The 20,808-nt window shown below is 48.8% G+C and carries 24 protein-coding genes and 2 tRNA genes; 10 read left to right on the top strand and 16 right to left on the bottom strand.

All coding sequences use genetic code 11. The features are described 5' to 3' along the window. Positions 1 to 100: 100 nt before the first annotated feature. Genes JSU04_10030 through JSU04_10015 form a run of 4 tightly spaced genes read left to right on the top strand, consistent with a single transcriptional unit; the run spans position 101 to position 3,304 of the window. Positions 101 to 856, top strand: a complete 756-nt coding sequence (locus JSU04_10030) for an SDR family oxidoreductase (GenBank protein MBS1970636.1) — start codon at positions 101 to 103, stop codon at positions 854 to 856. A 9-nt stretch (positions 857 to 865) separates the two neighbouring features. After that, complete coding sequence (locus tag JSU04_10025) at positions 866 to 1,438, top strand: TetR/AcrR family transcriptional regulator (GenBank protein MBS1970635.1); 573 nt, start codon at positions 866 to 868, stop codon at positions 1,436 to 1,438. Between the two features lie 13 nt (positions 1,439 to 1,451). Further along, on the top strand, positions 1,452 to 2,729 hold the full coding sequence (locus JSU04_10020) for an acetyl-CoA C-acetyltransferase (GenBank protein MBS1970634.1): 1,278 nt from the start codon (positions 1,452 to 1,454) through the stop codon (positions 2,727 to 2,729). 56 nt (positions 2,730 to 2,785) lie between these two features. Next, positions 2,786 to 3,304, top strand: coding sequence for a hypothetical protein (locus JSU04_10015; GenBank protein MBS1970633.1), 519 nt, complete (start codon positions 2,786 to 2,788; stop codon positions 3,302 to 3,304). Here the strand turns inward: JSU04_10015 and JSU04_10010 are convergent. From JSU04_10010 to JSU04_09995, 4 genes are all read right to left on the bottom strand, one after another. After that, positions 3,301 to 4,188, bottom strand: a complete 888-nt coding sequence (locus JSU04_10010; GenBank protein MBS1970632.1) for a class I SAM-dependent methyltransferase — start codon at positions 4,186 to 4,188, stop codon at positions 3,301 to 3,303. The two genes, JSU04_10015 and JSU04_10010, sit on opposite strands and share 4 nt — an antisense overlap. Positions 4,189 to 4,190: 2 nt before the next feature. Further along, positions 4,191 to 4,886 carry a hypothetical protein gene (locus tag JSU04_10005; protein ID MBS1970631.1) on the bottom strand — a complete coding sequence of 232 codons (696 nt, stop codon included), beginning with the start codon at positions 4,884 to 4,886 and terminating at the stop codon, positions 4,191 to 4,193. Positions 4,887 to 4,903: 17 nt separating this feature from the next. After that, on the bottom strand, positions 4,904 to 6,106 hold the full coding sequence (locus tag JSU04_10000) for a multidrug effflux MFS transporter (protein ID MBS1970630.1): 1,203 nt from the start codon (positions 6,104 to 6,106) through the stop codon (positions 4,904 to 4,906). 87 nt (positions 6,107 to 6,193) lie between these two features. Then, a complete protein-coding gene (locus tag JSU04_09995) occupies positions 6,194 to 7,078 on the bottom strand; it encodes a LysR family transcriptional regulator (protein ID MBS1970629.1) in 885 nt (294 codons plus the stop codon). A 123-nt stretch (positions 7,079 to 7,201) separates the two neighbouring features. On the opposite strand from JSU04_09995, the gene JSU04_09990 reads away from it, so the two are divergent. Continuing rightward, on the top strand, positions 7,202 to 8,224 hold the full coding sequence (locus tag JSU04_09990) for a TerC family protein (GenBank protein ID MBS1970628.1): 1,023 nt from the start codon (positions 7,202 to 7,204) through the stop codon (positions 8,222 to 8,224). A gap of 81 nt (positions 8,225 to 8,305) precedes the next feature. Further along, positions 8,306 to 8,962, top strand: coding sequence for a hypothetical protein (locus JSU04_09985; protein MBS1970627.1), 657 nt, complete (start codon positions 8,306 to 8,308; stop codon positions 8,960 to 8,962). Positions 8,963 to 8,994: 32 nt separating this feature from the next. Here the strand turns inward: JSU04_09985 and JSU04_09980 are convergent, their stop codons facing one another. Both JSU04_09980 and JSU04_09975 read right to left on the bottom strand, forming a co-directional pair. After that, positions 8,995 to 9,462 carry a helicase gene (locus tag JSU04_09980; GenBank protein MBS1970626.1) on the bottom strand — a complete coding sequence of 156 codons (468 nt, stop codon included), beginning with the start codon at positions 9,460 to 9,462 and terminating at the stop codon, positions 8,995 to 8,997. Positions 9,463 to 9,596: 134 nt separating this feature from the next. Beyond that, on the bottom strand, positions 9,597 to 10,040 hold the full coding sequence (locus JSU04_09975; GenBank protein ID MBS1970625.1) for a VOC family protein: 444 nt from the start codon (positions 10,038 to 10,040) through the stop codon (positions 9,597 to 9,599). A 16-nt stretch (positions 10,041 to 10,056) separates the two neighbouring features. On the opposite strand from JSU04_09975, the gene JSU04_09970 reads away from it, so the two are divergent. Continuing rightward, positions 10,057 to 10,452: a DUF3224 domain-containing protein gene (locus JSU04_09970; GenBank protein ID MBS1970624.1), complete on the top strand. Its 396-nt coding sequence runs from the start codon at positions 10,057 to 10,059 to the stop codon at positions 10,450 to 10,452. A 10-nt stretch (positions 10,453 to 10,462) separates the two neighbouring features. Here JSU04_09970 and JSU04_09965 read toward each other — a convergent pair whose 3' ends face one another. Together JSU04_09965 and JSU04_09960 are read right to left on the bottom strand one after the other, a co-directional pair. After that, the gene (locus JSU04_09965) at positions 10,463 to 10,837 is read right to left on the bottom strand and encodes a DoxX family protein (GenBank protein ID MBS1970623.1); all 375 of its coding nucleotides are present in this window, start codon (positions 10,835 to 10,837) and stop codon (positions 10,463 to 10,465) included. A gap of 44 nt (positions 10,838 to 10,881) precedes the next feature. Continuing rightward, positions 10,882 to 11,235, bottom strand: a complete 354-nt coding sequence (locus JSU04_09960) for a hypothetical protein (GenBank protein MBS1970622.1) — start codon at positions 11,233 to 11,235, stop codon at positions 10,882 to 10,884. 189 nt (positions 11,236 to 11,424) lie between these two features. Between JSU04_09960 and JSU04_09955 the strand changes: the two genes are divergently transcribed. Further along, positions 11,425 to 12,327, top strand: coding sequence for a sigma-70 family RNA polymerase sigma factor (locus JSU04_09955; protein MBS1970621.1), 903 nt, complete (start codon positions 11,425 to 11,427; stop codon positions 12,325 to 12,327). Here JSU04_09955 and JSU04_09950 read toward each other — a convergent pair. After that, entirely contained in the window at positions 12,324 to 12,686 is a 363-nt protein-coding gene (locus JSU04_09950; GenBank protein ID MBS1970620.1) for a DUF4180 domain-containing protein, read from the bottom strand. The two genes, JSU04_09955 and JSU04_09950, sit on opposite strands and share 4 nt — an antisense overlap. A gap of 280 nt (positions 12,687 to 12,966) precedes the next feature. Between JSU04_09950 and JSU04_09945 the strand changes: the two genes are divergently transcribed. Both JSU04_09945 and JSU04_09940 read left to right on the top strand, forming a co-directional pair. Further along, positions 12,967 to 13,042 (top strand) — tRNA-Lys (locus JSU04_09945). 59 nt (positions 13,043 to 13,101) lie between these two features. After that, positions 13,102 to 13,177 (top strand) — tRNA-Glu (locus tag JSU04_09940). A 50-nt stretch (positions 13,178 to 13,227) separates the two neighbouring features. Here the strand turns inward: JSU04_09940 and JSU04_09935 are convergent. The 7 genes from JSU04_09935 to JSU04_09905 form a co-directional block, all read right to left on the bottom strand. Continuing rightward, entirely contained in the window at positions 13,228 to 14,730 is a 1,503-nt protein-coding gene (locus tag JSU04_09935) for an FAD-dependent monooxygenase (protein MBS1970619.1), read from the bottom strand. Positions 14,731 to 14,842: 112 nt separating this feature from the next. Beyond that, positions 14,843 to 15,499: a hypothetical protein gene (locus tag JSU04_09930; GenBank protein MBS1970618.1), complete on the bottom strand. Its 657-nt coding sequence runs from the start codon at positions 15,497 to 15,499 to the stop codon at positions 14,843 to 14,845. Positions 15,500 to 15,624: 125 nt separating this feature from the next. Beyond that, positions 15,625 to 16,728 (bottom strand): hypothetical protein, encoded by a 1,104-nt coding sequence (locus JSU04_09925; protein ID MBS1970617.1) that lies wholly within the window; start codon positions 16,726 to 16,728, stop codon positions 15,625 to 15,627. 175 nt (positions 16,729 to 16,903) lie between these two features. Beyond that, a complete protein-coding gene (locus JSU04_09920) occupies positions 16,904 to 17,140 on the bottom strand; it encodes a hypothetical protein (protein MBS1970616.1) in 237 nt (78 codons plus the stop codon). 88 nt (positions 17,141 to 17,228) lie between these two features. Further along, complete coding sequence (locus JSU04_09915) at positions 17,229 to 18,527, bottom strand: adenylosuccinate synthase (protein MBS1970615.1); 1,299 nt, start codon at positions 18,525 to 18,527, stop codon at positions 17,229 to 17,231. A gap of 68 nt (positions 18,528 to 18,595) precedes the next feature. Beyond that, positions 18,596 to 19,585, bottom strand: coding sequence for a D-2-hydroxyacid dehydrogenase (locus JSU04_09910; GenBank protein MBS1970614.1), 990 nt, complete (start codon positions 19,583 to 19,585; stop codon positions 18,596 to 18,598). After that, the gene (locus JSU04_09905; protein ID MBS1970613.1) at positions 19,585 to 20,763 is read right to left on the bottom strand and encodes an alanine--glyoxylate aminotransferase family protein; all 1,179 of its coding nucleotides are present in this window, start codon (positions 20,761 to 20,763) and stop codon (positions 19,585 to 19,587) included. Before JSU04_09905 ends, JSU04_09910 begins: the two co-directional genes overlap by 1 nt. Positions 20,764 to 20,808 lie beyond the last annotated feature (45 nt).

Here is a 20,808-nt window from a genome sequence, read left to right as displayed (position 1 = left end):
AAATAGGGGCTTAATATTTAGGCCAGAGGGGGCCCCATTGACAATCCCGCGGAGCCTGTTATTATTAATAACGATCGTTATTAATAATATGGAGGCCACCATGGCAGCACGTTTCTCAAATAAAATCATCTTAGTGACAGGCGGTAACAGCGGTATCGGCTACGCCGTCGCAAAACAAATCATCAACGAAGGCGGCAAAGTGATTATCACAGGCCGCGATCAAGAAAGTCTCCGCCGTGCGCAGATGGAATTGGGTCCCAATTCCGAAGCGATTCGCTCGGACTCTGCAAATCTCAAAGACATCACGTCTTTGTTTGAACAGGTAAAACAGAAACACGGTCAGATCGACGGGCTTTTTGCCAACGCCGGGATTGCGAAGTTCGCGCCGGTTGAAATGGTCACAGAAGAAGAGTTCGACTCGGTCTTTGATGTGAACGTCAAAGGCGTGTTTTTCACTTTGCAAAAAGCAGTGCCTTTGTTGAAGCCCGGTAGCTCCGTGGTTCTGAACGCTTCAGTGGTTGCAAGCCGAGGTGGCGCTTATAACAGCGTGTACGCAGCCAGCAAAGCCGCGGTTAGATCCATGGCAAGAACATTCTCGACTTCGTATGTCGCTCAAGGTCTGCGCTTTAATGCTGTCAGTCCTGGTCCGATTGAAACTCCGATCTGGAGCCGCAAAGACGGCACTCCTACGGGCAGTGCAGAGAGCATGAAATCGGCGATCGCTGAAGCCAATCCAATGAAACGCTACGGCAGGCCAGAAGAAGTTTCAGCTGCGGTGACTTTCCTGTTATCGTCAGAGTCCAGCTATGTTTTAGGTTCTGAGCTCTTTGTCGATGGCGGTTTTAACCAGCTATAGGAATAATTTATGCGCATTAGTGCTGAGGAAAAAGAAAAACTCCGTGAAAAAATTCTGACCGAAGCGATTCCGTTTCTGAAAAAAACAGGCAGCAGCGGGGCGCCAGTGGATGAGATTATGAAGAATGTGGGGCTCACCTCCGGTGCGCTCTACAGTCACTTTAAATCGAAGGAAGATTTCTTTGTTCAAGTGCTTTTGCGCGAATTAGATTTTCAGCGCGAAGTGCATCGTCAGGAAATTGAAAAATATGGGGCGCAGGCATTCCCGAAATTTATCGAAAGATATCTTTCTGATAAACACGTGAATGCCGTCGGACAGGGTTGTGTCTTTGCAGCCTTGGGGGCGGATATGCATCGTCAAAAAGCGGGCATTCGCTCCATGTACGAAGAGAAGATTGAAGCGTTGTTTGCAACCATCGCTGAAGGCTTCTCTTCCGGCAGCCGAGAAGAGAAGTTGGCGAAAGCCCGCTTTGCTTTTTCAGCAATGGTCGGAGCCATGACTTTTGCCCGTACACTGAAAACTCCCGAAGCTGTCCATGCAATATTAAGTACAACCAAAAATCAGTTACTCAAAATGATCTAACAAAGAGGTTGTTATGAGATCAAAAGCTCAAGATGTCTACATTCTAGGTAGCAGCAGAATTCCTTTTGTCAAAAGCCAGACGGCTTACAATGACGTCACCCGTAAAGACTTAATGGTGGCCGCGTTGAACGGATTGGTCGATCGTCACCAGCTTCAAGGAAAGCTAATCGGCGATGTTTCACTTGGCGCTGTGATGAACAGCTCAAAAGATTTTAATCTCGCCCGTGAGGCGATTTTATCAACGGCCCTTCATCCTGAAACTCCGGCCTATAATACGCAACGTGCATGCGGTACGGGCCTTGAGGCGGCCTGGCAAATTGCTTTGAAAGCACATACGGGAGCGATTGATCTTGGGATTGCAGGCGGAGTGGATACTAATAGCGACATTCCAATTGAAGTGTCTCCGAAATTACAACGAGCTTTGCTCGATGCGAATAAAGCAAAGTCTTTTGGCGACAAGATGAAAGTCTTTAGCCGTGTTTCACTGGGTGACTTAAAACCGGTGGTTCCGAACGTGAATGAGCCGCGCACGCTCATGTCCATGGGCGAGCACTGTGAAATCATGGTGAAAGAGTGGAAAATTTCTCGCGCAGAACAAGATGAGTTTGCATTTGCGAGCCACAAAAACGGCGCCAAAGCCTATGAAACGGGATTTTATGAAGACTTGGTAGTTCCGTTCCACGGCCTAAAACGCGATGGCCCGCTTCGCGGGGACACCTCATTGGAAAAACTGGCGAAGCTAAAGCCATCATTTGATCCGGTCGCGGGTTCATTGACTGCCGGAAACAGTTCACCACTGACTGACGGCGCCGCCAGTGTTTTATTAGGAAATGCAGACGGTGCCGCACAAATCGGTGCGAAACCTTTAGCAAAACTTGTGGATGTTCAAGTTGCAGCCGTGGACTTTGTTTATGGTGCGGGCCTTTTAATGGCCCCCACCAAAGCAATTGCTCAGTTATTGATAAGGAATAAACTAACTCCCGCGGATTTTGATTATTTCGAGTTGCACGAGGCTTTTGCGGGGCAAGTGCTTTGCAATCTGAAAGCCCTTGAAGATGAGAAATACTGCAAAGAGGTGTTGGGTTTATCATCGGCCATCGGAGTGCTCGACCGGAATAAAATGAATACTGTCGGTAGCAGTTTGTCTTTAGGTCATCCGTTTGCAGCAACGGGAGCTCGCATTGTGGGAACTCTTGCGAAACTGATTTCTCAAAACGGCAAAAAACGCGGGCTTATTTCTATTTGTACGGCGGGCGGCATGGGAATCGCAGCGATTTTAGAATCGGCGTAGGTAGAACCCGACCTTTTAGAACTTGAAAACGACTTTCAGGGCCCTAAAATAGTCTTATGCCAAAGAAATTAACCTTCGCGTTCCTTGTCGCATTTTTTTCTACGACCTCTGCTTTTGCCGACGGCTACTTTAAAGGGGCCCTTTTATACCAGAATAACAAGAGCGGATCTGAAGGGTCGCAAGGGAGCACTGTTCGGCAAGTGATAGATTTTGCGGCCGGATATTTGGATCCCAAAGGCTGGATGTACGGAGTGCTGTATTCGACGGATTCAACTTCATCCGGTGGGGGCTCACTGAATCGCACGGCGATGGGTCCCTCCATCGGTTGGATCAGCAACAAAGATAACGGCCCTTACATTATGGCGACTTACTTCTATACAGCGAAGATGGATCCGATGGAAGGATCCGGTTTTGGTTTGGATGTCGGCTACAAGTTCGCCGTTCGCAGAATTGCCTTCGGGTTTCAGTTGAGTAAAAGAAACATCACTTACGATAAAGCCAATGGCGCCGCCATGGGCGTGAAATACGTCGAAGACAAACTGGATCCGGCCTTCGTCATGATCGTGACCTTCTAGGTTTTAGGCGCCGGCGTGAGTAGAACATAGCCTGTGAACTTCTTCATCTCTTCGCGCTGAGCGGCCGGCATCAAAAAACTTAATAGCTTTGCCCACCAAGGATTCGGGGTTGCGCGGCCGAGCTTGATTGACTCCACCGTTTGATAGCGGATCTCTTTCGGCACCCAGCCGTTACCTTTAAAGAAACCAAACCAATCCTGCGGATAGAAAACCACCGGCGCATTTTTCATTTGGCGCTGGCGTTGCGCCGATTGCATGTACTTGTAAACTTTTGGCGAAAAATAATCGACGATCCAGAAATCAAAATGACTTTGCTCGCGAAGATCTTCAGCCAGTGTGGCGGTTTGTTCTTCTGTCAGATAAGGCACAACGCCCTCGGTAAGGATCGCCACTTTCTGTGACTTTGAATTGATATCGCTAAAAAGTTTTTTGCGAAGGGGGCGGTCGGCGAGATCCATCGATACGCGTTCCAACTGACATCTCGGCTGGTCACCTGACAGAATATTCTGCTTACGCTCAATCATCGACGGGTAGTCGACTTCAATCCAACGCAAAGTTGCAGGCAAGTCCATGCGATAAGGTCGGGCATCGAGGCCCGCACCGAGGTTGACAATCGTATCAACTCCTTGAGCAATTAATTCTTTGATAAAGTTATCAATGATGTAAGTGCGAAGCACCACCGACCACGAAGTGTATTTCATGCTCGGGAGGCGCTTATGCATGGCTTCGGCAATTTGACGGCCTTTGTCGCCACTCAGTTTTGCAGCGTAAGGATCGTGGAAAATGGCATCCGGTCTTTCGCTCTCAATCGCACGATAGGTCGCGACCCACAGAGCCGTATCTGTCACATCGTTGATCAGTAAATTGGGATCCGTGTTTGTCATCTCTATTTGCCTTTCCAAGTGCCGTCAGGATTTAGACAGTCCTTTGAAATTCCAATCGGCGGAGTGAAGGCCGAAAGACTCCAATCGGGAGCATCCACGGACTGAGCGAAGTCCTGAGTTTTTGCGTCCCACGCAAGAAAAACTTTTGAAGTGTCGCACTTAAGCAGCTCGCCACTTTCAGTGTCATTAGAGCTTGAAAGACTGACGGTTCTGATTTTCACACTGCCGCCGTCTTTGATGATCCATGAGCGGGACTCCCAAGCATCGCCCGCATCTCCGTCACTGGAAACTAATTTCAGAGTTTTTTGTTTTCCATCAGGATCGATAAAGGTCATGCCAACGCCGCCCATGTACTCCTCAGCACAGGTGAGGTCCGCGCGGTGTTGTTCTGTCAGCTGAATGTAACCAAAGATCACCGGTTCGTTAGATCCCGACGAGCAGGCAATCGGCATAAAATCGCCGCCGTCGACAGACATGGTTTTTTCACGCAATACAAGAGTTTTTGAAAAGGTGATCTCGTGGGGAGCTGTAACCGGTGATCCGGGATTTTTTGCTCCGGCCGTCGGTGTTGGCCCAATAAACAGAGGGGCTGTGGCCTCTGTCACAGCGTGGATTTTTGATTTTAAATAAATCACTCCGCCCAAAAAGATACCTAAAAGAATCACAGCGATGGCTATAAGAGTATTTCTACCGCTCATGAAGAGCCTCCTCTTGTTTAAGAGGATAGCTGTTTTTCTGAGAGATGCAACTTATGACGGCTGAGTAAAAGCATTAAACCAAGAGTCGACGCAACGAAAGTTGCTAAGGCCGTTGGCAGACTGCCTTTCATATCGAGCATGCCGACACCCGCCGAAACAATCGAGCCGATTCCAAGCTGAATAAAGCCGAGCAGGGCCGAGGCGCTGCCGACGTTGCTCGTAAAAGGTTCCAAAGCAAGCGCTGCCGCATTGGGGTAAGTTGCGCCGACACAGAAGAGAATCACGAACATCATCGCAACGGTGCCATAAAGACCTAAAGTATTCGTTGCTGTTCCTGCGAGGAAGAGGGCACTAATAATCACTTCGGCTGTCAGGAATGTTTTAAATACTTGCCGCTCGCCGTGTCGTTTTACCATCAGCAAATTCACTTGGCCGCCGCCGATCATGCCAAAAACCAGCACTCCGAAGACGACGCCGAATCCTTGCGCGGACAGGCCAAAGCCTTCCATAAATATTGCCGGTGAAGCCGCAACATAAACGAACAGCCCGGCAAAGCCCAATGAGCCTGCAAGTGTGTAAGTAAAAAATTGAGGTTGCAAAAAGACTTTCTTAAAGTTTTGCAAAATCGGTTTGAGTTTGATCTCCACTGTTTCATCTGGAGCGTAAGTGTTCGGAATCACCGTCGCAAGAAGAAAGACGTTTAAAATTCCAAGGCCGGCGAGAACAGCAAAGATCGTTCGCCAGCTCGCAACGGCGACAAGCAGACTTCCGATCGTAGGGGCGAGCAGTGGTGAAACACTCAAAACCAGCATTAATAGCGAGAACACTTTCGCTGTTTGCTCTGGCGGGAAAAAATCACGCACCATGGTCGTTGCAGCAACTCCCGCGGCACAGCCGCCCAAGGCAGACAAGAAGCGGAAAAGTAAAAGAGCATCAAAGGATTGAGCTGTCATACAGCCAAACGTGGCTACTATATAAAGCGCCAGGCCAATGTAGAGTGGCTTTTTTCTGCCGAAGCGATCTAAGAACGGACCGTACAGAACTTGGCCTAAGGCAAACCCGATAAAATAGAAAGACACTGAGAGCGCCATTTGCGCTACCGGCACGCCGAGATCTTTGGCGATGCTTGGAAATGACGACAGGTACATATCAATGGAAAAGGGAGTCAGCGCATTGAAAATGCCGAGAGTCAGAATCAGAAGAGCATTATTTTGTTTCATAGGGGGACCATTTCAAGAAGGATGTTTGGCTTCTTCGAATTTACTTGGTCCCGCCAGGAATATAAATCAAAAAATGTCAGGTCTAGGTTAAACCACGAAAGAGTTTTTCAGCTTTGAGGCTATCGGGTTTTCAATGCGGCGCTGAGCAGAAACCAAGAAGAACTCCTCGTAGACTCCAGGAAGCTTTCCGATCTCGACCAGTTCGCCGCGCGATACCTGATCTGCCACCGTGTGAGGGGCCGCCGGCATCAATCCCATTTCGTTCATCGCCATTAATTCTTTCACGGAGACATCCTGGCTTTCGATGATGATATTTAAGTCAACACTATGCAGTTTCGCCCAATGATCCAGATCTTGACGAAGTTTGCTATCGTATGTTGGTAAAATTAACGGCTCGCCCGAAAGAGATTTCGGAAAGTTTTTCTTTAAAGATTTAAATTTCGGCGCGCCATAAAAAGAAACATTCTTTTTGAGGATGGAGCGGGGATAGAGTCCCTTGGCATCCACTCCCGTTGGCATAAAGTTCGTGACCATGAGGTCCATACGATGAGACGTGAGCTCGCGTAAAAGTTCATCGGACTTTCCTTCGGACAAAGTGATCTGGCACGGTGAAATCTTAAAGGCCTCTTGCACCAGCTGCAAAACGATTTGCTTTGGCACGCTGTCGATGGCGCCGAGGTGTAAAGATGGTTTGAGGGGTTTTAACTGATCGTGCAAAACCTCGTACATCTCAGAACCCATGCGAAAGATATTTTTAGAATAATCGAGAGCCACCTTGCCTTGTTCGCTTAAAATGAGTTTTTTGTGCTGCCGCTCAAAGAGTTGCACACCTAAAGTGTCTTCAAATTGTTTAAGTTGCGCGGACAGAGTCGGTTGGCCCACACGCAGTTTTTCAGCGGCTTTTGAGACAGATCCTTCTTCAGCGATCGTCATAAAATAGAATAAATGGTGATAGTTAATCCACGGAGTCATAAAAACCTCACAGAAATCAGTCGATGCGTTTGTATCTAATAAAACGATACTACTCAATATTTTTATCGATTTGAGCAATATTGAAAATACGGCGATAAAGGAGGAGAAGCAAGGAGCTTTACAATGTTACTCTTCCCATTTGCTGATTACTGGTATTTTTACGTCGGCTTTATCGTATTCGTTTTAGCCGTGCTGGCATTGGATTTGGGAGTCTTTCACAAGAAGGCTCACGAGGTGAGTTTTAAAGAGTCTTCGATCTGGACGACGATCTGGATCAGCATGGCCTTTGTTTTTAGTTATCTGTTTTATCAATTTGCGCTCTATAAGTTTTCAACCGATCCACGGTATCTCGAGATTCCAGGATTTGATCCTGGCTTACAGGCGAAAAACTCTGCTTTAGAATTTTTGACGGGCTTTGTGGTCGAGAAGTCACTTGCGATCGACAACATCTTCGTTTTTGCCGTCGTTTTTGCTTATTTTGGTATTCCTAAAATCTATCAGCACCGAGTCCTTTTCTGGGGCATTCTTGGCGCCCTCCTATTCCGTGCAATTTTCATCGCCCTGGGCTCGGTGCTGATGGAATACGAATGGGTCGTCATGTTCTTCGGCGGTTTATTAATCTTAACGGGGATTAAGATGTTCTTTGCCGGGACTGAAGAAAAAGACCTGAGTAAGAATATTATTATTCGCGGCTTACAAAAGATCTTCCGGATTCATCCGAAGATCGAAGGGCAGCAGTTCTTCATCAAGAAAAGCAACATGCTCTTTGTAACGCCGCTGTTTTTAGCTCTGGTTTTCTTAGAACTCAGTGACATCATCTTTGCCGTGGACTCAGTGCCCGCGATCTTTGCGATTACGAAAGAACCTTTGATCGTGTTCACTTCGAATATCTTTGCAATCCTGGGCTTACGTTCAATGTACTTTATGCTGGCCGGGGTGATGGATCGCTTTGCCTACATAAAATACGGTTTAGCATCGGTCCTCTTGTTTGTAGGCCTAAAGATGGTTTACCTAAACCACCTGTTCGGCGGAAAATTCCCGATCAGTTGGTCATTGGGAATCATCGCTTTCTTGATTGGAAGCTCTGTTTTAATCTCGGTTGTGATCGACCGTCGTAAGAACAAAGCGCACGCGATCAGGTTTTAAGTCGGAAATTAAAGCGCCCATCTTGTGAGGTCCAACGCGATCCCTTAAGCTGTTTGTACACCACACAAAAGGAAGGGCGCGATGGGCTTAGGCAGTCAGCTTCTATTGGGATTCGTATTGATTATTTCGGCTTCTGTGACTTATGCAGGCGACATGGGCTTGGGGCAAGGCCGCTTGTTTTTGGGTTCGACAACAGCAGATCCTAAAGAGCTCAACACCGAGCTGACCACTCAAGGTATTAAAAACGTAAAACTGAACAACCACTTCGGGATCGAGATTACTTTCCCGACGTTTCAGTATCTTCAATTAGGTCTTCGTTACACGTACAATCTCATCAGCCAAGATGAAGATCCATCGAACTCAGCGACGGACTACACCGCGGGACTGACTCAACAGAGCATGATGGGGATTGCGCGCGTTCCTTTCTTCAAGTCAGATTATGTGAAAGCAGACGTTTTTGCCGGCGTCGGTGTTGCGACGACGACTTACAAAATAAAAACAGCTGGTCAGGACGGAACGCTTGAAAAGAGCGCGACGCCAAATATGGCAGCGGGTGCTTCGGTGGCTTTCGGTTATAGCAAGTACTTCTTCTTTATGGAAGGCGGGTATGAGAGCAATAAAATCAATGATTTTAAAAGCTCCGGCAACATCAACGGCAATGTGACAGCAATCGATCTTTCAGGGTCTTATTTGCTGATTGGTTTCATGTTCGACGGCATTCCAATATTCTCTAAGTAAGATCTAGCGGCTCGACGGGACTTCGTAAGAAATCAAAACAGCGATCGCGTAATAGGTGTATTACGATAAGTCTTGCGAAGCTCTTCGAGACTTTGTCCTAACTGAGTTTTAATCAGCTCAAGCTCCTGGTCGGTAATGGGGCGATAGCTGCGCAGATAATTCCAGCCATAACCCCAGCGATACGACGTGATAGAGTAGGCGGTCCCGCCGACGCGCACGCCGGCAAAATAAATTTCAGCAGTCACGGCATCTGATTTTTCTGTAATACAAGCCATCAAGTGTTGGTCCGCGTCTGCGCGCTCCGCCTTGGTGCCGCCGAGCCAATAAGCAAAGTCGTGATCCACGCAGCACTCAGTCCAATCGCTGCGAAAATTCCCATCAGGGGACATGCTGCAGCCGTCGGTTGTGAAAGCACGAATCTTAACGCCAGCAAGGTTTTGCTGCGCTCTTAGGGGGCTTACAAAAACTAGAAGAATCATCCAAAAGAGAAGCCACTTCATGCCTCTATTTTATCAAAGGCAGAGGTCCTTCAGCAGATGTAATGATTCTGACGAAATTTCAGAAGTTCAAATATGGAATGCTAGTTTTATGTCAAAGAAGTGAGCGTTCTTGGGTGCTCCCAGAGGCGCTGATCCTATGCCAAATTCAATTGCCAAGAGACACCGAAGCGGTCATTCACCCAGCCGAATTTTTTGCTAAAGCCATAGTCACCGAGAGGCATTAGGGCCTTGCCGCCTTCGCTGAGCTTGCCATAAAGGGATTCCAGCTCATCATGGTTTTCGCATTGAACATAGATCGACATTGCCGGAGTGAATGTGAATGCGTGCTTTACGTGACTATCAATCGCCATGAAATCCTGGCCGTTGAGGCTAAAAACGGCGTGGATCACACTGCCTTCGGGGCCTGGGCCCTGCGCCCCATAACGCGAAATTGAGTTGATTTTCGAGTTTTTAAAAAGGGAAATATAGAAGTTCATGGCTTCTTCGGCTTTTCCTTCAAACATCAAGAAAGTCGTTAGTTTTTGCATGAGCTCATTGCAGCATCTTTCGCGGGAAAAACCAAGCGATAGTTCGGACATAAAAATTGGAGTTTCTATGAAGAAAACCATCAAAGGATTTTTTGAAGTTAAAAGCAAACCCCTGCCAGTGGATGAAACCAGCCAGGCCGTCGGGGCCATGCGAATGAAATTTGAAAAACGGTTCGTTGGTCCTCTCGCGGCCGAGAGTCTCGTTTCGATGATGGGGATGATGAATCAGTCTTTGGGGTCCGGCGGTTATGTCGCAATGGAAAAAATCACCGGCGTTCTTGAGGGCCATAGTGGCAGCTTCTGCATGCAGCATAGCTCCACCATGAAGCGCGGGACTCCGTCGCAGATCATCACCGTTGTCCCAGACAGCGGCACAGAACAGCTGCAGGGACTTTCGGGTGATATGGTGATTGATATCATCGACGGAAAACACTTTTACACTTTCAACTACGAGCTGCCTTAAGTCCCGCGTGCTAGGTGAGTGGGCTCAGGGCGTATCTGCCGTAAGCGACAAAAGCACAAACCACGGCGACGACGAGCCAGTAAATCATCGGACCGATGTTGCTGCCTTCACCGGCGGCCATGTGCAAACCACAAAAGAGCAGCATCTCGCCGGCAATGAGGATCGCCGCAACCGGAGTCAGCATCGCAAGATGATTGCTGAGTGCTGGAATCACCAGTGCGATCGCGCAAATCAATTCAATCACGGACAGCGTAAGCCAAGCACCGTGCGGAATGGCTTTCAGAGACGGCATCGTCTGCTCTGCAGAGCGAGAAAACTTCCAGATGGCCCCCATCGCTGTGTGCAAGGCGAGCAAAACTTGTACGATCCATAAGAAGATATTCATAAAGGCCTCCTAATAAGTAAGTCTTAATTTTTAAAAGCGCCAATTTACCAATATTTGTCGGCCGGACGAATTTCGATCGCGCCACCGAGACGTGCAGCTGGAATTTTCGCCGCCACTGCAATCGCGGCTTCGATATTGTCAGCTTCGAGCACGCAATACCCACCAACGCCTTCAGGCAAGTATGTTCCCTCTTTGACAACGGCTTTGCCATCTTTGACTTGAACGGTGTGAGCGGCTTTTGGTAAGCCCAAGGGAAGTCCGGCGGACAGTCCCGGAGTTTTGTTGAACTCGGCATACTCCATATAAATTCTTTTTTGTTCAGCTTCAGGCATCGCTTTCCAACGATCTGATTCTGGAAGGGGAGTTGTGCCTTGGTATATAAGTAGAACGAATTTCATACGAGCTCCTTTTTTGTGGATATGACGAAACGGACTTTGCTTTTGTGACCGAAAAAATCATGAAAAAACGGCCAGGCTTGATTATTTTGTCTTTTCAACAGCTTAGGATGGTCACTAAAATAATTGAGATTTCCTGTCACAGGCGAGGGGTCGCAAACGTCATACCGGGGATAGACCTCAACTCAACGAATGGATCATAAAGAGATGGAAAAGAAAGACTGGCTTGCCAAAAATTTCGAAGAGACCCGTGGTCACCTCAAATCAGTGGCCTATCGAATGCTGGGCTCCGTGGGCGAAGCCGAAGACGCCGTTCAAGAGGCTTGGATTCGCTTGAATCACTCCGAATCTGAGAAAATTGAAAATCTCAACGGCTGGCTGACGACGGTGGTTTCGCGCGTCTGCCTTGATATGCTTCGTACGCGTAAGTCCCGAGGGGAAGCTCCTCTCAGTGATCAAAGCTCTGAGTCCGCTAAAGAAGGCAATCCCGAAGCGGACTATATGATTGCAGATGCCGTGGGCCCGGCATTGCTCGTCGTTTTAGATTTACTCACACCCGCGGAACGCATCGCTTTTGTTCTGCATGATCTGTTTGATTTGTCGTTTGAAGAAATTGCGCCGATCATCGACCGTACCGAAGAGGCCACGCGCCAGCTTGCAAGCCGCGCGCGTCGCCGTGTGCGTGGGGCAGAGACCCCTGAAGAAAATCTCGAGCGCCGCAATGAAATCGTTGCAGCTTTCCTATCGGCTTCGCGCGAGGGCAATTTCGAAGCGCTGATGCACTTGCTTCACCCGGATGCGACTCTGCGTGCGGATGAAACGGCGATTAAAGTGGCGCAAGCGAACAAAGACAAAGGGGCTCCGCAGTTCCAACGTGAAATCCGTGGTGCGAAAGACGTGGCGAATACGCTTAAAGGCAAAGCGGCGGCCGCGCAATTAGCACTGATCAATGGCATGGCGGGCATGACATGGGCTCCGGGTGGAAAGCCGGTGGTTGCGTTCTGCTTTAAAGTGGAAGACGGCAAAGTCGTCGATATCGAAATAGTGATGGACCGTCAGAAACTCGACGCTCTGGATGTGAAAATCGTTAGCTAAATTGCAAAAAGCTTTTGCTTAGCCGTCTCGAGGTCTTCAACGAAGAAGGCCTGGCGGCCGCGATTGCTTTCAATCACGAAAGCTCGCAGGGCTTCGCTCTTGATGTTTTGAAAATCGCCAACGACGGCGAATCGAATTTTATAATTTACAAACTTCTGCAAAATCTCTCCGGCGATCCCTGTCTTAAGATCAAAAAACGCCGGAGTGATATTGGCTTTATGAAAAATAATCTGACGGTCTTCAGGACTTGGCAGATTGTAGAGCAAATCCAATGCATCCTGCGCGTTGTTGATAACAACTCCGTCAGCGATGATTTCGACAATGCGTTTGCTACCTTGCTCGTGAAGAACCGTTTTCATAGTTGTTAGCTTAAGAAGTCTCTTGTCGGTAGGCAAGTGGGGGATCTTGTCTTCGAAGGGTTGCTAGAAAGGTGGGCAGCCGGGGAGGTTTTACACAAAAGTGTGGCGTCGGCTGTTTATGAAAGCTCGCTAATTAAGCACACTTAGCTCTTTTCCTAGGCACTTTATGGGTGAACGGCAAAGTTCATGAATTTTTCTGGAAGTTTTTTAATTTTCTTCAATAATTCGGGTTGACATAAAGAGCAGTTTCTAAGAGATTAGCAATCCTTGTAACGGACGTGGTTCGCTAGCTCAGCTGGTAGAGCACTTCACTTTTAATGAAGGGGTCGATGGTTCGAATCCATCGCGAGCCACCATTTTATACACTTCGGCTTCGCCGAAGTAGGTAAGACAAGACTGTATTTTTCCTAAGCACGTTCCCATCGTCTAGGGGCCTAGGACACCTCCCTTTCACGGAGGATACAGGGGTTCAAATCCCCTTGGGAACGCCAAATTTTTTCTGATATTTCAACCCGATCCAAAAGATCGGGTTTTTATTTTCTCAATTCGTGAACCACTCATTCATTGCTTGCTGGATGGAAGACTTATCAAGCTCCTCATCTGAGGCCCATGCCACGATTCCATCAGGACGAATCAAGACAGCACTCAGACCCAATTGCTCGGCGGCTTTTCCCCAAACGTATTTCATCTGTTCACCGTACTCGTTGGTCATGCCTTCAAGGGCGCCATTCGTGCTAAAATCCAACAGAATGCCGCGGCCGTCACGCATGAGTTCGCCGAGAGTTGAGCCGTCTTCGAATTCAAAATTCGGAACGCTGTAGCCTACGAGAGGATGTTCGCTGCCCATATCGTAGTGCGTATGGATGCCCCAAACTCGGCTTGCGAAGTAGGTTGCGCCATCGCGTGTGTTCATGATGTCGCGAAGAATGGTGTTCATCGCACGTGCTGCCGGATCTGGTTTCATCACAGAAACCTGCGCCCGCGACCAATCCAGCACTTGCGCGCCGATCGGGTGGCGCTCCGTTTGGTAAGTGTCTAATAGGCCTGCAGGCGCTTTCTTATGAATCGTCGCCGCGAGCTTCCACCCTAAGTTCATCGCATCTCCCAAGCCCAGGTTAAGGCCTTGGCCGCCAAGGGGAGAATGAATATGAGCAGCATCTCCGGCAAGAAGAACGCGGCCATTACGATACTGAGTCGCTTGACGGGCACGATCGGTCCACGTTGTGGCAAAATGCAGGGCTGTGACTTTCACGTCGGTGTTTGAAATGCGACGGAGAGCCCCTTGCACGTGCTCTGCTGTGAGAGGGGCGCCGGAATTATGAAAAGCTCCACCATCGAATTCTTGAATGACAACAAAGCCTGGCTGCGATTGCATGTACATGCCTTTGTCCGTCAAATTTCTGCCAGGACGGAGGACTTCGGGATTGGCGATGTCGATCTTCGTAGAGTAGCCGGTGAACTCGGGCTCGGTGCCGGCGAACTCAAAGCCGCCGGCTTTGCGAACCGCGCTGCGAGCACCATCACAGCCGACGAGCCATTGCGCTTTAAAAGACAAATCACCAGCGTAGACGGTGACTCCATCAGCATCTTGCTGAAGACCCGTGACGCTGACTCCGCGCTTGATTTGGACTCCTAAGGATTCTGCACGGCGGGCAAGGACCGTTTCCAGTTCTGCCATTTCAGAAATCAAACTTGCTTCAGGCGAGCTTGGTAGGCGGTATTTCCATTGAGTCACGTCGACATCGCCCTCGTGAAATGGAATGCCGGCGAAATGTCCCACCTGACGGCGAGCCCCTTCGCCGCTGTTTTGATGAGGATTTTTCATGCGCTTGTGAATTTCTAATTCACTGAGGAGTCCACGGCGGTAAAAAGCTTCAATCGTCGGAGCTGAAAGACCGCGGATGCCAAAAGGAATTTGTTTCGTCGGTGCCTGGGGAGTTTCTGCTTTTTCAAGAATGAGGACCGAGCACTTTGCTAATGCAAGTTCGCAAGCAAGGAAAAGTCCCACGGGGCCCGCGCCGGAAATAATAACGTCGTAAACCATTTGTTCCATCCGTGTTACAAAATTTAAACGTAAATTAAAATATCCCTCGAGGATACTGCGGAAAATCGTGAATGACAAAACAAAGAGGACCGGCTTTTAAATATTATTGAGTTTAACGAAGCTCGCCTTTTTTAAGCCACAGGACATTCACAGCGATATAGAAACTGATCACGGCCGCAAAGAAACACCAGACAGAGGCTTCTGTTTCGCGGTTGATGTATTTTGCGAGCAACATGGCGGCAAAGATCAGGAGACCGGCTTGTTTTATTGTGCGGGAGCTTGAGATGAAAAAGGGGATCACTGTTGGCGTGAAGTACAGCAGGGCCTCTAAATTTGCGGGCCAGTGCCTGTTGTAATCTGGAAACACATAAGCAAGGCTGTGACCCGAAACATAGACGTCGACTTTCAAGCCATACAGTATGGAAGCGACGAGGGCTGAAACCACGAGCCCTAAACCGCCAATCGCCATCAGGATTTTTCGTCGCCGTTCTCCGGTCTCAATGAAGTAAAAAGACCAGGGGATCCAGCTCGGCCATATGAGGTAAGCAAAGGTCAGAAATATCACAACGCCGACCCGGCGCAGAGACTCAGAAGGATCAGGTCCCATGGTCTGCCAGACGATGCCCTCGGCCGCCTGTTGCAGCCCAAAAAGAAAAGGAATCGCAGCGATCATACGCTGAGAAGATTTATTATTTCCGATGGTAGCGACAGCCCCCGTTGTCACAAGCAATGCGGCTGAGCCGTAACTGACTTCGGCTGAAAAACACATGTCACCCCTCCAAAGAAAAAGCCTATCATGAAGGCCGTGAGGGGAATGGTGAAGATTTTGTGACAAAAAGAAAAAGCCCCCAGGATTTCTCCTGAGGGCTTTGAATTTACCGCAGAGTGTGTGGATTACTTTTTAGCTTTTGCAGGTTCTACGCCCACATTTTTCAAATGCTGTGGGTGTTCGTAGTACATCATGAAGTCTTCTGGATCCGCTGGGTTCGTGAACGCAAGTTCCGTCACCAAGTGGCTGCCAGCTTCAGGAGCTGAGCCGTCGAAAACGTCCAAGAAGAGACCGATACGGCCGCCCATTTCTTTTTCGCTAGGGGTGTTCTTGCGAACTGCTGGCACCAAGACGTACATTTTAGGAACCGGCTCTGTCGAAACAAAGTCGCCTTCGATAGGTGCCGATTTTGGATTTGTGAAGTGCTTCGCGAGAGTCACGTTGCTTTTCAAGAAGCGCATTTTCTTTTGACCGTTCGCTGAGTACAACTCAAGAACACCGTCTTTGAATTTACCATACTCAGATAAGTAAGAACCTTCGAGGTCATTCCAGTTTCCGCGCCAAGTAGAAGCCAAGTGGCCTAACTTATAAACCGTCGTCGCAAGTTCTAGCTGAGTTAAGTTTAAAGCGTCACCAATGCTGCCTATCAAACCTTTTTTTGCGGGCTCTGCAGAAGGGAAGACGATAAGGCCATCAACATTGCCGGTGATGTTTGCGCCCGCAAGAACATTGGCGCTGTTGTTTTTAGGATCAAGGTTCAACACCATCGTTGCCGCTGCAGCAGGAACGATCTGGCCATTTTGTACTTCAAGGTTGTGGAATTCGTAGGAGCCGGCTTTCTGACTCGGTACTACTTTGTAAGCAGAGATGCGGGTGGAGATATTATTCAAATAACCAATCACATGATTTGCGATTGGAAGTTTTTGGCTTGCAAGGTATGGCGCCGCCATGCTGAACAACTGATCGTACTCAACAAGCACGCTGTAGTAGCTATCAGACTCACCAGGCACGCGATCAAAATAGATGCGCATTGCGGGACGACGCAGGCCCTGAGTGCGGTTTTGATAAAGACCTTCACCCAAGTATGTACCGGACAGGTCGGTAGCTGCTGAAGGAGAGCGCACACCTGAAGTGGTTTCAGTATTTCTGGCTGTTGTTGTAGCCGAGTTTGGATTCGTCGCGCACGACGCGAGGAAAAGGGCGATAGCAAGTAACGAAACTAGTTTCAAGCGGAACTCCTTTGAGTTGTTTTCTATGTCTCTCAGTCTAAATAAAAACCATCGAAGGGAAGAGTCCTGTCATTCGTGATTTGGACCAAAGACCTTGGTCCGAAGACATGTAGGAACATCCCGATTTTTCTCAGGAAATTCCGAAGTCAGTTTGGCCCCAACCTAGGTCGGAGTTTTAGTTTTTTGCGCAGGTGGTTTTCTCAGGTTTACAGAAGGAAAGAACTGCATTGTCGCGGCATTTTGCTAATACTTCATCACGTGCTTCAGATTCTGATTTGCCAACGGCTTGATAGTGCTTACCCATGGAATCGAGTTTGCAGGTGTAAGTCTCAACCAGTCTTACTTGGCCGCCACTTGTATCCAGAGCAAGGGTACCTTTGTTGCTTTTTTCGTTGGGATTAATGACTGTCATTCCAGCGCAGGCACTCAACAGGAACGGGAGTGCTGCGCAAAAAAATAAAGAGAGCTGTTTCATAGGCAAAATCCTTTTTGCTTAAAAACTATTTTGTGAACAGAGGCTTCACCCAAAGTGTTTGATCGCGGCCTGGACCGATGGAGATCACATCGACCGGAGTTCCTAACTGAGTGTTGATGTAGTCGATGAAGTTCATCGTCGCGCGAGGCAGATCTTTCAAAGTAGTCAGCTTAGAAATGTCTTCTTTCCAGCCTGGAAGATACTCGATTACTGGCTCCACTTTTTCAAGTTCATAAGAATTCGGTGGAAGCTCGCTGATCGTTTCGCCGTTGATTTTGTATCCTGTGCAGACGCCCACACGCTCGTGGCCTGAAAGCACATCCAATTTCATCAATGCCAAGTTTGTCACGCCATTGACGCGGATTGCGTACTTCAGTGCTACTAAGTCCAACCAACCACAGCGACGTGAACGGCCTGTTGTCGAGCCGAACTCGTTACCATCCATTTGGATTTTCTTACCCACTTCGTCTTTGAGTTCTGTCGGGAATGGACCAGAACCGACGCGAGTCGTGTAAGCCTTAAACACGCCGATAACTTTTTGAATATGAGTCGGACCAATCCCTGCGCCCACGCAAGCAGAACCTGCAAGAGTTGAAGAGCTTGTGACGTACGGATAAGTTCCGTGCATCAAATCGAGCATCGTGCCTTGTGCGCCTTCAAACAAAACGCGTTTGCCACCCTTGAGGGCTTTTGCGATCACTGAAGAAGTATCACGGCAACGGTAAGGTTCAAGATCCAGCGCCACTTGTTCAAGCTGCGCCATCAAGTCATCAATCTTAACCGGAGTGCCTTTGTAGTAATTTTCGATGAGGAAGTTCTTCTCGCGCAGACCGAGCTCGAGTTTTTTCTTCAATGAAGCGCGGTCATAAAGATCCCCGAGCAAGATCGCGCGGCGAGAAGCACGGTCTTCGTAAGCAGGACCGATGCCACGGCCTGTGGTTCCGATTTTTTCGTCTTCAAGGGCATCTTCGCGAGCAGCGTCGATGGCTTTGTGATACGGAAGAATGATCGTTGCAGAATCAGAAATAAGTAACTGCTTTGGATTTTGCAGGTGACCATTTGCCTTTAATTTTTTGATTTCATCGAGGATGCCGAAAACATCGACAACAACACCGGATGTAACGATGCACGTTGTTTCAGGGTGAAGAATGCCGGAAGGTACAAGGTGCAAGACAGTCTTTACGCCGTTAACAACCAGCGTGTGACCGGCGTTGGCGCCGCCTTGATAACGAACTACAAAATCAGCGTTAGCTGCAAAGACGTCGACGAGCTTTCCTTTGCCTTCGTCGCCCCATTGAGCACCGACTACGACTGTTCCAGACACTTGATACCTCTTTAACTGTTTGGGATTCGCAAAAAGGTTCGCTTATCGCTGCAGTCTTGGCAAGAAATCTAAGTGTCAGATTTGAAAGGTGTTGCACCATACCAGGGAACTTGCGGGGGTAAAGTGTCTGATGTAGAGCCGTCGAGGAAAAAACCGACTAGTTTTTGAGCAGCGATATTCGAGGCCTTATAAAAAGCATCCTCTGTGGTGGCTCCAATGTGAGGCGTTAAAACAACATTGGGATAACTCAGCAACTTGGAGGTCCGTGGCAAAGGTTCTTTTTCAAAGACATCGAGGCCGACAGCCCGGATCCAGCCGTTCTCAAGCGCCTCACACAAATCCAGTTCATGGATCACGGAGCCACGCGAAGTATTGATCAAAGTAATCCCACGATGGATGTATTCAAAATGTGAGCGGTTCAGCATGTAGTCGGTTTCAAGAGTTTTCGGGACATGGAAGCTCAAAATATCCGCGGTCTTTAAAACTTCTTCGTAGCTGAGGCGTGCGACTTTGTGTTTCTCAAAGTGTTCATCTTCTTGGTAGGGATCAAATGAAATCACGTTCATACCGAAGGCCTGCGCCAGCTGAGCCACGCGAGTGCCGATGCGACCAAGGCCGATGATGCCATAAGTGCGACCACTCAACTCAATACCAATGAGTTGATCGCGGTTCCAGTCGCCGGCCTTCATCATCTTGTGAGCCTGAACCAAATTATTAGAACAAGAAATCACTAAACCTAATGTGAGTTGGGCAGCACTTTCGATATTTGCAGACGGAGTGTGCATTACTGTGACGCCCCACTTTTGGGTGGCGGCAAGATCAATGTGATCAAAGCCGCTGGTCGCTGTGATAATCACTTGCAGGTTGCGCGCTTTTTTAAGCAACTCCTCATTCACAGGCGTACGGCTACGAATGATGAGCGCGTGCGCATCGATAATGTGCTCCAGCGGCAAGTGTTTAGGTGAATCCGCACGCACGACTTCGAATTGCGGCTGTTGCTGCAAATAGAGGTAAACATCCTGAGCAAATCGATCGGTGATGAGGATTTTTTTCTTCATTAGTGAGACTCCAGCCAGCGTTTGAGTTCAGAGACTGTCGCCTGAATTTTCTCGCTGGACACGGATGTCGCATCAAAGTGTTGAAGCGTCAAGCCCAAGCACTCGATCAGGCGAACCATCTCGTGATCCTGAATGTATCCCATGTGGCCGACGCGGATGATTTTGCCCTTGGCCTGATCCTGTCCGCCCATGATAGTGATATTGTATTTTTCTTCGAGATAGCTGCGAATTTTTTGTCCGTCCATTCCAGCGGGCACGGTCAGTGCTGTCACGGAATCACTCGGCGCTTTTGCATACAAGCCAAAACCCAGTTTCTGAGCGAAAATGCGAGTGGCTTCAGCGCGGCGGTGATTGGCGGCAAAAAGTTTTTCCACGCCTTGTTTGCCCATCAGTTCCAGCACCACATCCAGCGCGCGAACCAGGGTCACAGACGAACTAAAGAAGGTTTCACCGCTGGCGTTGGCTTTTTTCTCGCGGCGGATATCAAAGTAGTATCGTGGGCAACTGGCCTTTTCAAAAAACGCTTCAGCTTTCTTTGAAAATGCAACGAAGCTAAGGCCTGTGGGCAGCATCAGAGCTTTTTGCGAGCCTGCGACAATGCCGTCTATTTTCCATTCATCCATTGGCAGTGGAAATGCCCCCAGTGCGGTGATCGCATCAACGAGCAACAAGGTGTTTGGCAAATTCGCGGTGAGCGCTCCCAACTCGCGGATCGGGTGAACGACCGCGGTGCTTGTTTCGCAAGCTTGGCAGAGAACCGCGCGAGTTTCAGGATGTTTTTCAAGCAGGGCTTTCACATCAGAAACCTTCACGGCCTCTCCCCACGGGACGTTGTGGGTGATGACTTTCGTGCCGAAAACTTCGGCCATTTGCGCCCAGCGCTCTCCGAATTTTCCGGAGACAACAGCGATGACGGTGTCACCGGGACTGAGAACGTTCACGAGTAAAGACTCCATTCCGCCGCTGCCTGTGGAGGAGTGCATGTAAACGCTTTGCGTGGTCTGGAAGATTTGTTTCAGTCCCGTTAAAACCCGCGCCAAAATTTTATCGAATTCCGGGGTGCGGTGATGAATCATTGGCAACGCCAGGGCTTTTCGCACCTCAGGATGGAGGCTCACCGGGCCTGGAGCAAGGAGACTGTAATCATTGTTTTGTTGTGCTCGGTCATTAGGCTGCATTTTCGCTCTTTTCGGTCATTTCTTCCTTGAAAGTTCCACCTTGCT

It is taken from the genome of Bdellovibrionales bacterium (genome assembly GCA_018266295.1).
Lineage (GTDB): Bacteria > Bdellovibrionota > Bdellovibrionia > Bdellovibrionales > Bdellovibrionaceae > JACMRP01.
Note: the sequence above shows the minus strand (reverse complement) of the source record. Positions and strands in the feature narration are given on the sequence as shown.